Origin of the sequence: Microbacterium sp. HA-8, from assembly GCF_046111165.1 — a bacterium.
GTDB lineage: Bacteria > Actinomycetota > Actinomycetes > Actinomycetales > Microbacteriaceae > Microbacterium.
The window spans coordinates 3,205,956-3,217,751 of record NZ_CP162025.1; the positions used below are offsets into that span (position 1 = coordinate 3,205,956).

Here is an 11,796-nt window from a genome sequence, read left to right on the forward strand (position 1 = left end):
GAGGCGTCTCGGGCGGCATCTCGCGACGAGGGCGGGAGGTGTCGAAGGGCCTTCGAAGGGCTGTCGAAGGGCCGGTGAAGGGCTGTCGAAGGGCCGGTGAAGATGAGAAAGGTCTCACCAAGAAAGTTCTCGGATCGGGGCTCTTGAGGGTCGATTTCCGGGGGTCGATGTCGGAGGCCCCGCGTAGAGTTTCGAACATGAAGACGAAGCCCGGGGGTGACATGCACGACGACAACGTCGACGGCGTGGATGCTGTCGCGGCGGCCCTTGCGGCGAAGTACGCGGCCGCGGTGGCAGGGGTGGCCTCGGCCGAAGCTGAGGTCATGGCGGTGCTGGCCGAGGCGCAGGCGGTGGGGTTGGAACGGGTCGCGGAGATCCCCCGCTCCGCCGGCCGCGAAGCCGAACTACCCTTGCGGGCGCTCGCCGCGGAGCTGGGTGCGTGTGCGCGGCAACCCGATCGTTCGGTGCAGCGGCGGATGAACGACGCCCACACCCTCGTGACGCGCTTCGCGGCGTCGTTCGAGGCGCTGGCCGCGGGTGTCGTGTCGGTGGGGCATGTGCGGGCGATCGTCGAGCACGGGGTGAAACTCACCGACCCGGAGGTGCGCGCCGCGTTCGAAGCCGAGGCGTTGGAGCGGGCCGCGTCGACCACGCCGGGGCGGCTCGGACCGCAGCTCGCGCGGCTCGTGGAGCAGGTGCAGCCGACGACGTTCGCGGAGCGGCATCAGGTCGCGCGCAAGAGCGGCGGGGTGTGGGTGCGGGACGTCGAAGACGGAATGAGCGAACTCCTCCTCCGGGGCCCGGCGGTGCCGGTGCACGGCATCCACGACATGATCACCCACATCGCCCGCGACGTCCTCAACACCGCACACGCCGCCGAAACCGCGGACGCCGCGGCCGCGGATGCCGGGGCTCATGAGGAGACCGATGCCGAGTGCGAAGCCCTGGTGGATTCTCGGACGCTGGATCAGGTGCGCGCTGACGTACTCATGGAGATGGTCCTCACCCACCGCATCGACACCGAGACCGGTGAAGGGCTCGGTGACGGACACGGTGGGCTCGCCTCCATCCGCGCGACCGTCAACGTCACCGTGCCCGCCCTCGCACTCGCCGGGGTGACCGATGACCCCGCAGAGCTGGTGGGGCGAGCGCCGATCGACCTCGACACCGCGAGAATCCTCGCGAAATCCGTCCCCGGATGGGAACGCGTACTCGCCGACCCCATCACCGGCGGAGTCCTCGCCGTCGACAGGTACACGCGTTCGGCGGACTTGACCCGACATTTGAGGGTGAGGGATCCGCACTGCAGATTCCCGGGCTGCCGCATGCGCACCCACCGGTGCGATATGGATCATGGTGAGGATTTCGCCCTCGGCGGAGCAACCGATCATCGAAACCTCTGCGCGCTCTGTCGACGACATCACACTCTGAAGGGTGAGACGCCCTGGCGGGTGAAACACCACCCCGGCGGAGTCATCGAATGGATATCCCCCGGCGGACTCCACTACACAGACACCCCACCACCGGTCACCATCGGATTCATGCCCGACCTTGAGGACGCACCCTTCTGAACCGGCGAACTGAGCCTGACGCGGCAAGTCCTGAGCCGGTCGAAGGGCGCACCCTGCTGAGGCACGCCTTCGAGCTCGACGCGGACGCGCTCATTCGTGTCGGCGCCCTCTGGGAAGCTGTTGCCATGTCCCCCTCCGCACCCCCGCCGAGCGCGCACAACGCTAGCGGCGAGAACGCAGACGGCAGCAACGGCATCGGCACCCGCCCGACCCTCGAGAGGCTCGTCGTGGCCGATGCGGCGGCGTGGCGCGCGTGGCTCGACATCCACGAAGACACCTCCGACGGGGTGTATCTCGTGCTGGCGAAGAAGGGCACGACCACACCCACAACCCTCACCTATGCCGAAGCGCTCGACGAAGCACTCTGCAGTGGATGGATCGACGGACGCCGCAACCGCATCGATGATGAGACCTTTCAGCAGCACTTCACGCCGCGCCGCAAGACCTCGATGTGGTCGCAGCGCAACGTCGGCATCGTCGAGGCGCTCATCTCGGAACGCCGTATGCGACCGCGCGGCCGGCGCGAGATCGATCGCGCACAAGCCGACGGCCGATGGGAGCGTGCGTACGCCGGGCCCGCGACGGCCGAGATTCCCACCGACCTCTCCGACGCGCTGGACGCAGCTCCCGCGGCCGCGCAGCGATTCGCGGCCCTTTCCCGCGCCGACCGCTACGCCGCCATCCATCAGGTCGTGACCGCACCGAGCGCCCAGACCCGCGCGACGCGTGTGGCACGGCTGATCGCGGGCTGGCACGCCGAGCCTCCGGCATCCTGAGCCGCAAATCCCGCGGAAAGCGGCCGCCAGCCGCGAGCCGCGACCCGCGCGACGAGCTCCCTACGTCAGACGCCCGTCCCCCGGCCGCGATACGCGCAGCCATCGGTACCCGTATGCATCGATCTCGAGGTCGATGCCTGAGCGCCCGTCGAGCGGCATGCGCTCCGGCCCGAACAGATCCACCAGGCCCGTGCCCTCGGGCTCGGCCGGCAGATCGATGCGCACCGTCGCGGGCACATCGGTGAAGTTGTGCACCGCGACCATCGTGCCCACATCCGCGCTCACGCTGTGCACGAGCACCCCCGGCACGCCGCCGTCGAGGATCGTCAGCTCACCCCAGCCGAGCTCGGGCGAGATGCGGTAGCGCCCGGTGAGGTCGCGGAAGAAGTGCAGCAGACTGCCGCGATCGTTGAGCTGATCGGCCACGTTGACGTGCGCGGGCGCGTATCCGTCCCCGGGTGGCGGCGCGACCAGGCGCGAGGCCGTGGCCGACGAGAACCCGCCCACCGCGCCGTCGGTCCACTGCATCGGCGTCCGCACCACTTGGCGCTTGTCGAGGTCGGCGTTCTCGCCCATCCCGATCTCCTCGCCATAGAACAGCACGGGGGTGCCGGGCAGGCTGAACATCAGGCTGTACGCCATCCGGATGCGACGCGGATCACCCCGCAGCATCGGCGGCAGACGACGCACGATGCCCCGGCCGTACACACGCTGGTACTCCTCGGGCGCGAAGGCCTCGAAGACCTCGGCGCGTTCGTCGTCGCTGAGCTTGTCGAGCGTGAGCTCGTCGTGGTTGCGCAGAAAGTTCGCCCACTGCGACTCACGCGCGATCGCCGGCCGAGCCTGCAGCGCCGCGACCAGGGGTGCGGGGTCGGCCCTCGCGAGCGAGAGATAGATCGCCTGCATCCCCACGAAGTCGAACTGCATCGTCAGCTCATGCGCGTCGTTGCGTCCGAAATAGTCCAGCTGCTTCTCGTACGGCAGATTGACCTCGCCGAGAAGGATCGCCTCGCTCGAGCGGCGCTGCATGAACTGGCGGATGTCGCGCAGAAAGTCGTGCGGATCGCCCATATCGGCACCGGTCGGCACCTCGAGCAGGAACGGCACGGCGTCGACGCGAAAGCCCGAGATCCCCATCTGCAGCCAGAAGCCGATGATCTTGGCGATCTCGTCGCGCACCTTGGGGTTCGCGACGTTCAGATCGGGCTGGTGACGGTAGAAGCTGTGCAGGTAGTACTGGCCGCTGCGCTCGTCCTTCTCCCAGATGCTGTCCTCCTCTCCGGGAAAGACCTCGTTGGGTGCGTGCGCGGGCGGCTCGTCCGTCCACACGTAGTAGTCGCGGTAGGGCGAGTTGACGCTCCGCTTGGCCGAGACGAACCACGGATGCTTGTCCGAGGAGTGATTCACGACCAGATCGACGATCACCCGCATGCCCCGGTCCTTCGCGGTGCGGATCACCTCGACCAGGTCCCCGTGTGTGCCGAGCCGCGAATCCACGCCGTAGAAGTCGCTCACGTCGTAACCGTCGTCGCGGTCGGGAGTCGGATAGAAGGGCATCAGCCACAGCACCGTCACGCCCACCTGCGCGAGGTAGTCGATGCGCTGGGCGAGGCCCTGCAGGTCGCCGATGCCATCGCCGTTCGAATCGACGAACGTCTCGACGTCGAGGCAGTAGACGACGGCGGTCTTCCACCACAGGTCGCTGGTGTCGGTGATCTTCACGGGGTCGTCTCCTCGAGCGCGTCACGAAGGACGGGCAGGATGCGCTCGCCTGCGGCCGCGAGAAACCCTCGCTGATCGCGGCCGACGTGATGGATGTAGACGCGATCGAACCCGAGGCGCACGAGGTCGGCGATCCGGCCAGCGAGGTCGAGCGGATCGTGCGCGACGAGCACAGCTCTGCGCAGCTCGGCCTCGTCCGGGTTCTCGGTGCGCGCGTCGAACTGCTCGGGCTGCTCGAGGTCCCACGCGAGCGGCGGCGAGACGAGGCCGTTGCGCCACTGGTCGTGCGCGAGGGCGTAGGCCTCGGCATCCGTGTCGGCGAAGCTGACATGCACCTGCAGCACGCGGGGGCCGCGGCCGCCGGCGCCGTTGTAGGCCTCGAGCAGAGCGCTGAGCGCCTCGGGGGCCTGCGCGACGGTCGCGATGCCCTCGTCCCAGGCCGCGGCCCACGCCGCCGTCTCGGGCGTCACCGCGGTCGCCAGCAGCGGCGGCGGCACGTCGGGCAGGCTCCACACCCGCGCGCGATGCACCCGCACGAGCCCGTCGTGATCCACCTCCTGGCCCTGCCACAGCCGGCGCATGACGTCGACGCATTCGCCGAGCCGCGCGGTGCGCACGTCCTTCGCCGGCCATTCGTCGCCCGTGACGTGCTCGTTCATCGCCTCCCCGCTGCCGAGCGCCGCCCAGAAGCGCCCGGGGAACATCTGCTCGAGCGTCGCGAAGGCCTGCGCGACGATGACCGGGTGGTAACGCTGACCGGGAGCGTTGACCATGCCGATCGAGAACCGCGTCGTGGCGAGAGCCGCCGCGATCCAGCTCAGCGCGAAACCCGACTCTCCCTGGCGGGTCGTCCAGGGCGCCAGGTGGTCGGAGCACATGGCGCCGTCGAAGCCCGCGGCCTCGGCATCCTGGACGTATCTCAGCAGGTCGCGCGGGGCGATCTGCTCGTGCGAGGCGTGGTACCCGATGAAGACCATGTGCTCCACTGTGGCGGCGCGGCGCGCGGGGCGATAGGGCCGTGCGGCGAGCGGGTGCGTCGGCTACGATGCCGCGGCGCCGGCGGAGGTCTCGGCCGCGACCTCGGACGCAGCCAGGCGCGCCGCGGCGATGCGTTCGTCGAAGGCGGCGGCCTCAGCGAGGTCGGACGACATCTCATCGCCCCCGGTCGCGTGGACCTCAGCGAGATCGACACAGGCGCGCAGGTTGGTCAGGGCTCCGCCGAGACCGGCGGCGAGGGCTTCGGCGGCGACGACGAGGTCGGCCGCGAGACTCGGGTTGCCGATCGCCGCCATCAGATGCAGTTCGTCGACCAGATCGACGCCGACCCCACCGAGTCTCTGTGACGACACGGCCGCCGCGACCGCCGCACGGCGCAGCAGCGGATCGCGAGCGGGACCGCCCGGGTGCGCGAGCGCCTCCCCCAGCTCGGCCGATCGCACGCCGTCCGCCTCGGCGGCCTCGAGCGCCGCGGCGCGCAGCTCCTGCAGGCGCTGACCGGCAGCATCCGCCCGTTCGTCGCCCCGCGTGTAGGCGGCGACCATGTGCAGCAGCGCCGCGGCGATCGCCATCATGATCCCACTCGCGGCTCCCCCACCGGGCGCCCCCGTCGGTTCGGCGAGGCGGTCGAGCCAGTGCTCGAGACTGAGGGTGGGCCGGATGCGGGCGTCGTCGTCCATGCGCGTCACGGTACTCCCGCCTGGGGCAGACTTGTACCCGATGACGCACGCGACGCCGTGGATGGAGCGGCACCAAGTGCTGCTGTACGTGGGCGCGCTCGCGCTCGGCGCCGGGTTCGGGATGCTGGTGCCCGCCGCTGCGCGCCCGCTCGAAACCGCCATCACCCCGGTGCTGGCGCTGCTGCTGTACGCGACGTTCCTCGGCGTTCCTTTCGCCGAGATCGGCCGTGCGGTGCGCGACCGGCGGTTCCTCACGACGATCCTGATCGTCAACTTCGTGTGCGCCCCCGCAGTGGCATTCCTTCTGTCGCGATTCGTCGCCGGCGACACCGCGGTGCTCGTCGGGGTGCTGCTCGTGCTCCTCACCCCGTGTGTGGACTACGTCATCGTCTTCACGGGCCTCGCCGGCGGCTCGCGCGCCCGCCTGCTCGCCGCGACGCCGCTGCTCATGCTGGCCCAGATGGTGCTGTTGCCGCTGTACCTGTGGCTCATGGTCGGCGACACGTTCGCGGCATCCCTGGATCTGCGCCCCTTCATCGAGGCGTTCGTGCTGCTGATCGTGCTGCCTCTGGGGGCGGCGGTCGCGACCCAGCTACTCGCCCGCCGCGTGCGATGGGCGAGGCGAGTGGATGCTGCCGTCACCGCCGCCATGGTGCCGCTCATGATCGCAACCCTCGCGATCGTCGTCGCCTCGCAGGTGCACGCCGTCGCCGGCTCGTGGGCCGTGCTCATCGCCCTCGTGCCGCTCTACGCGGCGTTCGCCGCGATCATGGCGGGCGTCGGAGCCGTCGCGGGTCGTGTCGCGCGACTCGATCGACCCGGCCGCACCGCCGTGGTCTTCAGCGGCGTCACCCGCAACTCGCTCGTCGTGCTGCCCCTCGCCCTCGCCCTCCCCGCGGGCTTCGCCCTCACACCACTGGTCGTGGTCACCCAGACCCTCGTCGAGCTGCTCGTCATGGTGACGATGGTCTGGGCCGCCACGCGGCGACCTGCGACCCAGCCCCTCAGTCCCCGATGACTCAGTCCCACACGATCACGGGTCGTCCGCTCATCTCGATGACGTGCGCGGGAGTCTCGTAGAGCGCCGAGAGATTCGGGGCGGTGAGCACCTCGCCCACCGGGCCGTGGTGCACGACCCGGCCCGCACGCATCGCGACGATGTCGTCTGCGAAGCGACCGGCGACGTTGATGTCGTGCAGCACGACCACGATCGTCATGCCGCGTTCGTCGGCGAGCCGACGCAGCAGCTTCATCAGCGCGACGCCGTGCCGAGGATCGAGGTTGTTGAGCGGCTCGTCGAGCAGCAGATGGTCGGTGTCCTGCGCGAGCGCCATCGCGACGAACGCACGCTGCCGCTGACCGCCCGACAGCTCATCGAGAAAGCGCCGTCGGACGGCGCCCAGGTCGAGCAGGTCGAGCGCGTTCTCGACGAGTTCGCGATCGTGAGGCGTGCGTCCCGAACCCCCGTGCGGAAAGCGACCGTAGGCGACGAGATCCTCGACGCTCAGCCGGATCGCGAGATGGTTGTCCTGACGCAGGATCGCGAGGCGGCGCGCGAGCACCCGCGACTTGGTGTGCACGACATCGAGCCCGTCGACCGTGATGGCCCCGGCATCCGTCGCCGAGAGGCGCCCGATTCCGGCGAGCAGGGTCGACTTGCCCGCCCCGTTGGGGCCGATGATCGCCGTGACGCCCGGACGCACCTCGAGCGAGACGTCGTCGAGTGCCACGAGGGAGCCGTGGCGTTTGACGACCGATTCGGTCACGATCATGTCAGCGAGCCCTTCCGGTGAGCACGAGCAGGATGAAGAACAGACCGCCGACGAACTCGATCACGACCGGCAGCTCGGTGCCGAAGCCCAGCACCCGATCGAGGATCAGCTGCCCGCCGACGAGCGCGACCACGCCGATCGCGATCGATGCCGGGACGCTCCGCAGATGCCGGTGGCCGACGGCCCCGTAGGCGAGGTTGGCGACGATGAGCCCGAAGAACGTCACCGGCCCCACGAGCGCGGTGGATGCCGCCACCAGTGCCGAGATGACGACGATCACGTGCATCACGACGCGCCGGTGCTCGACGCCGAGCGAGACCGCCGTGGTCTCACCGAGCGAGAGCACGTCGAGTTCGCGGCGGATCGGCCAGAGCGAGGCGAGGGCGACCGCGACGAGCACCGCGGTGGGCACGAGCAGTTCGCGGTCGACCGAGGTGAAACTCGCGAACGTGAGGTCCTGGACGATGGCGAACGTGTCGGGGTCGAGCAGTCGCTGGATGAACCCCGTCACCGAGCGGAACAGCACCCCGAGGATCAGCCCCGCGAGCACGATCACGTGCAGGTCGAGGCGCCTGCGCTGGAAGAGCCACCAGTACAGCAGCACGATCGAGCCCATCATGAGCACGAGCTCGACGCCCCACGACGCGAGCGGCGGGGCGCTGACCAGGAGCGCCGGCCCGATCGCGAAGGCGACGACCGTCTGGATCGCGAGGAACACCGCGTCGAAGCCCATGATGCCGGGAGTGAGGATGCGGTTGGCGGTGATCGTCTGGAACAGCACCGTGGCCGCCCCGATCGCCGCGGCGGCGATCACCATGCCCGCGACGGTGCGCCAGCGCAGGCCGAGCGCGTACTCCCACTTTCCGGGCAGGTCGGTGAACAGGAACGCCAGGCACACGCCGACGGCGAGGGCGGCGAGCACGAGCAGAGCGATGCGCGGCGTGCGCACGGCGGCGACGACGCGCGATGCTGCGCTCCGCACGGGTGCGCTCATCGGGCACCGCCCCGCATGAGGCTGGCGCGACGCGTGCGACGGGGACCGACAGCATCCACCTGTTTCGCCGTGCCGAGGAGCAGCCAGAGGAAGACGATGCCGCCGAGCACGCCCATGACGAGCGAGAGGGGGATCTCGAAAGGGAACCGCACGAGGCGTCCGATGATGTCGCACAGCAGCACGATCGAGGCGCCGAGCAGTGCCACGAGCGGCACGGCGCGGCGCATGTTGTCGCCGATGAGACGGCTGACGATGTTGGGGGCGATGAGGCCGAGGAAGGGCAGCGCTCCGACGACGACGAGCATGATGCCGGTCACGACGGCGATGATCGCGACACCGACCGCCATGACGCCGCGCGTCTCGAGCCCGAGGCCCCGGGCGGCGTCGTCGCCGAGACCCAGGAGCGTGAAGCGGTCGGCGACGATCCAGGCGATGAGGGCAGCGGCCGCGGCCAGGTAGAGGATCTCGTAGCGGCCGCGCAGCACGCCCGAGAAGTCGCCGATGCTCCAGCTGAGCAGCTCTTGCAGCATCTCGGTGCGCAGGGCGATGAATGTCGTCACCGCGCCGATCACCCCGCCGTAGAGGATGCCGACGATCGGCACGAGCACGCTCGATCGGGCGGGGATGCGTCGCGCGAGCACGAGGAAGCCGTAGACCCCCGCCAGCGCGCCCACCGACGCCACGAGCGCCATGAGCCAGATCGGCATGGCGGGGGCGAGCAGGAGCAGCGCGAGCAGGGCGAGCGAGGCGGCATCCGTCGCCCCCGTCGTGCCGGGTTCGACAAAACGGTTGCGCACGAGCAGCTGCATGATCAGGCCCGTGATCGCGAGGGCCGCCCCGGCGAGCACGAGCGCCACCGTGCGCGGCACGCGGCTGGCGAAGAGGATGAAGGCGTCGAGCTCGGCGACGCCGATGAACAGCGAGATCGTCGCGAGGGCGGCGACAAGGGCCACCCCCGCGACGATCAGCGCGGCGGGATTGAGGCGGGTCAGGACTCGGCGCTCCCCGCTGTCGGTGCGTGCATCGCCGGGATCAGCCGGCGACGGCCTCGTGCACCGTCTCGAGCACGTTCTGGATCGCGGTCAGGCCGTTGATCACGATGTAGATCTCGCTCGCGGGCAGGTAGACGATCTGGCCCTCGGTGGCGGCGGTCGTCTGCGCGACGAGTTCGTTGTCGAGGGTGGCCTCGGCCGTCGACCCCTCGCCCGTCGCGGCGCCGCGGTCGAACGCGAAGATCCAGTCGGGGTCGGCCGTGAGGATGAACTCGTTGGTCACGGTGTCGCCGTGGGGCGAACCCTCGGCGCCGGGAAGCTCGGCGGCAGGCACCGCGGGGGTGTAGCCGAGCTCGTCGAAGAAGTACCCGAAGCGCGAGCCCTCGCCGAAGGCGCCGAACTCACCTCCCGAGACCGAGAGCACGAGGGCGGTGCCCTCGGCCGCGCCCTGGATCGTCTCGACCTGCTCCTCGATCGTGGCCGTGAGCTCGTCGACCTCGGCCTCGAGGCCGTAGATCTCGCCGAGCTGCGCGGCGCGCTCGAGACCCGCGGCGGGGTCGAACGTGCCGCCGTAGGTGCCGGTCAGATCGATGGTCGTCGAGATCTCGGACAGCTCGTCGTACTGGCCCGTGCTGCGCGCGGCCGTGACGATCAGGTCGGGCTCGAGCTCGGCGACGGCCTCGAAGTCGGGCTCGAAGAGCGTGCCCACCTTGGGCAGGTCTGCGTACTGCGACAGGTAGTCGGGCAGACCGACGTCCGGGATGCCCACGACCGAGTCGCCCGCGCCGATCGCGTCGAGCGTGTCGAGTGTCGCGATGTCGAAGGTCACGACCGCCTCGGGCGCGAAGGGCACCTCGACCGACTCGCGTGCGACCTCGCGGTCCTCCTGGAAGGAGGACTCGCCGTCCTCCTCGACGAGGGTCAGAGTGGGCCGGGCGTTCTCGACGGTCACCATCTCGGGGGCGCTCTCGGGCGAGGCGCTCTCCTCTGTGGCCGCGCCGGTGGCGCACCCGGCCAGCGCGACGGCGGTGACGACGGTCAGGGATGCCGCGAGCAGCGGTCGGTACGAGCTCATGCTGTGATCTCCTGGTGATGTTGGTTAGCCAAGCCTAAGTGAGGCGGGCTTTGGGTAGGTTACCCTAACTCACCGCCCTCTGCGCACGGGTGCGGCGCCACAGCCACACGCATATGCCCCCGGGGATATGTCGAGCGCGTAAAGTTAGTCCTTTGGGTGACGCGGGCGCGCACGTCCGCCGACGGAGGTTCAGTGGCCGGTAATGCGACCACTCGCTTCGACAACGTCTCGCTGTTGTCGGTCGCGAGTGTCCTGCCCTCGCGGGTGACGACGTCCGAAGACATCGAGCAGCGCCTCTCGAGCGCGCTCGCGCGGCTGAAGCTGCGCCCGGGTCTCCTCCAGCGCGTCGCCGGCGTGATCGAGCGACGCAACTGGGCCGCGGGCGAGGCCACCGACGAGGCGACGATCCAGGCCGGTGCGCGCGCGCTGGCCGAGGCGCGGGTCGACCCCGCCGATGTGGGCCTGCTCATCAACACCTCGGTCACCCGCAAGCACCTCGAACCCTCGGTCGCGGTGCGCCTGCACCACGGCCTCGGCCTGCCGACGTCGGCGATCAACTTCGACGTCGCCAACGCCTGTCTCGGCTTCGTCAACGGCATGAGCCTGGCGGCGAGCATGATCGAGTCGGGTCAGATCCGCTACGCCATCGTCGTCAACGGCGAGGACGCCGACGACATCCAGGTCAACACGATCAATCGTCTGGTCAACGCCGACGTCGATCGCGACGGCTTCATGAGCGAGTTCGCCTCCCTCACCCTGGGTTCGGGATCGGCCGCGGCCGTGCTGGGCCGCGCCGACGAGCACCCCGAGGGCCACCGTATCCTCGGCGGCGTGACGCGTGCCGCGACGCAGTTCCACGAGCTGTGCGTCGGCAGCGTCGACGGCATGTTCACCGACGCCAAGGCCCTGCTCAAAGGCGGCCTCGACCTCGTCGTCTCGGCGTGGAAAGAGGCGGCACCCGAGTGGAACTGGTCGAGCATGGACCGCTACATCACCCATCAGGTCTCGTCGGTGCACACCAACGCGATCGTCAAGGCCGCGAAGCTGGATCGTTCACGCGTGCCCACGACCTTCCCGCACCTGGGCAACGTCGGCCCCGCCTCCATCCCCATCACGCTCGCCGAGGAGCAGAAGACGCTCGCGCGCGGCGACCGCGTGCTGCTGATGGGTGTGGGTTCGGGCCTGAACACGGCCATGATGGAGCTCGCCTGGTGACCC

At 69.8% G+C, this 11,796-nt stretch carries 11 protein-coding genes; 4 read left to right on the plus strand and 7 right to left on the minus strand.

Features of this window, described 5'->3' with window-relative positions:
- Positions 1-197 precede the first annotated feature (197 nt).
- Together AB2L57_RS15290 and AB2L57_RS15295 are read left to right on the plus strand one after the other, a co-directional pair.
- On the plus strand, positions 198-1,571 hold the full coding sequence (locus AB2L57_RS15290; protein WP_409047487.1) for a DUF222 domain-containing protein: 1,374 nt from the start codon (positions 198-200) through the stop codon (positions 1,569-1,571).
- A gap of 125 nt (positions 1,572-1,696) precedes the next feature.
- A complete protein-coding gene (locus AB2L57_RS15295; RefSeq protein ID WP_363331367.1) occupies positions 1,697-2,347 on the plus strand; it encodes a YdeI family protein in 651 nt (216 codons plus the stop codon).
- 60 nt (positions 2,348-2,407) lie between these two features.
- Here AB2L57_RS15295 and AB2L57_RS15300 read toward each other — a convergent pair whose 3' ends face one another.
- The 3 genes from AB2L57_RS15300 to AB2L57_RS15310 all read right to left on the minus strand — a co-directional run bounded on the left by AB2L57_RS15300 (position 2,408) and on the right by AB2L57_RS15310 (position 5,745).
- A complete protein-coding gene (locus AB2L57_RS15300; protein WP_292814871.1) occupies positions 2,408-4,069 on the minus strand; it encodes an alpha-amylase family protein in 1,662 nt (553 codons plus the stop codon).
- Positions 4,066-5,046, minus strand: a complete 981-nt coding sequence (locus AB2L57_RS15305) for a TIGR03885 family FMN-dependent LLM class oxidoreductase (RefSeq protein ID WP_409047488.1) — start codon at positions 5,044-5,046, stop codon at positions 4,066-4,068. The genes AB2L57_RS15300 and AB2L57_RS15305 overlap by 4 nt, the downstream gene beginning before the upstream one ends.
- A gap of 63 nt (positions 5,047-5,109) precedes the next feature.
- Positions 5,110-5,745, minus strand: a complete 636-nt coding sequence (locus AB2L57_RS15310) for a cyclodeaminase/cyclohydrolase family protein (protein ID WP_409047489.1) — start codon at positions 5,743-5,745, stop codon at positions 5,110-5,112.
- A 40-nt stretch (positions 5,746-5,785) separates the two neighbouring features.
- Between AB2L57_RS15310 and AB2L57_RS15315 the strand changes: the two genes are divergently transcribed.
- Complete coding sequence (locus tag AB2L57_RS15315; protein WP_409047490.1) at positions 5,786-6,763, plus strand: arsenic resistance protein; 978 nt, start codon at positions 5,786-5,788, stop codon at positions 6,761-6,763.
- A gap of 1 nt (position 6,764) precedes the next feature.
- Here AB2L57_RS15315 and AB2L57_RS15320 read toward each other — a convergent pair whose 3' ends face one another.
- The 4 genes from AB2L57_RS15320 to AB2L57_RS15335 all read right to left on the minus strand — a co-directional run bounded on the left by AB2L57_RS15320 (position 6,765) and on the right by AB2L57_RS15335 (position 10,578).
- On the minus strand, positions 6,765-7,517 hold the full coding sequence (locus tag AB2L57_RS15320) for an ABC transporter ATP-binding protein (RefSeq protein ID WP_409047491.1): 753 nt from the start codon (positions 7,515-7,517) through the stop codon (positions 6,765-6,767).
- A gap of 1 nt (position 7,518) precedes the next feature.
- Positions 7,519-8,511, minus strand: a complete 993-nt coding sequence (locus AB2L57_RS15325; protein ID WP_409047492.1) for an iron chelate uptake ABC transporter family permease subunit — start codon at positions 8,509-8,511, stop codon at positions 7,519-7,521.
- The gene (locus AB2L57_RS15330; protein ID WP_409047493.1) at positions 8,508-9,464 is read right to left on the minus strand and encodes an iron chelate uptake ABC transporter family permease subunit; all 957 of its coding nucleotides are present in this window, start codon (positions 9,462-9,464) and stop codon (positions 8,508-8,510) included. The genes AB2L57_RS15325 and AB2L57_RS15330 overlap by 4 nt, the downstream gene beginning before the upstream one ends.
- Before the next feature lie 79 nt (positions 9,465-9,543).
- Positions 9,544-10,578 (minus strand): siderophore ABC transporter substrate-binding protein, encoded by a 1,035-nt coding sequence (locus AB2L57_RS15335; protein WP_409047494.1) that lies wholly within the window; start codon positions 10,576-10,578, stop codon positions 9,544-9,546.
- A gap of 192 nt (positions 10,579-10,770) precedes the next feature.
- Between AB2L57_RS15335 and AB2L57_RS15340 the strand changes: the two genes are divergently transcribed.
- Positions 10,771-11,793 carry a 3-oxoacyl-ACP synthase III gene (locus tag AB2L57_RS15340; RefSeq protein ID WP_292813515.1) on the plus strand — a complete coding sequence of 341 codons (1,023 nt, stop codon included), beginning with the start codon at positions 10,771-10,773 and terminating at the stop codon, positions 11,791-11,793.
- Positions 11,794-11,796: the final 3 nt, after the last annotated feature.

Coding starts and splice junctions, on each gene's coding strand:
- AB2L57_RS15320 (WP_409047491.1), bottom strand. CDS start 7,517: ATGATCGTGACCGAATCGGTCGTCAAACGCCACGGCTCCCTCGTGGCA.
- AB2L57_RS15295 (WP_363331367.1), top strand. CDS start 1,697: ATGTCCCCCTCCGCACCCCCGCCGAGCGCGCACAACGCTAGCGGCGAG.
- AB2L57_RS15290 (WP_409047487.1), top strand. CDS start 198: ATGAAGACGAAGCCCGGGGGTGACATGCACGACGACAACGTCGACGGC.
- AB2L57_RS15335 (WP_409047494.1), bottom strand. CDS start 10,578: ATGAGCTCGTACCGACCGCTGCTCGCGGCATCCCTGACCGTCGTCACC.
- AB2L57_RS15310 (WP_409047489.1), bottom strand. CDS start 5,745: ATGGACGACGACGCCCGCATCCGGCCCACCCTCAGTCTCGAGCACTGG.
- AB2L57_RS15325 (WP_409047492.1), bottom strand. CDS start 8,511: ATGAGCGCACCCGTGCGGAGCGCAGCATCGCGCGTCGTCGCCGCCGTG.
- AB2L57_RS15315 (WP_409047490.1), top strand. CDS start 5,786: ATGACGCACGCGACGCCGTGGATGGAGCGGCACCAAGTGCTGCTGTAC.
- AB2L57_RS15305 (WP_409047488.1), bottom strand. CDS start 5,046: ATGGTCTTCATCGGGTACCACGCCTCGCACGAGCAGATCGCCCCGCGC.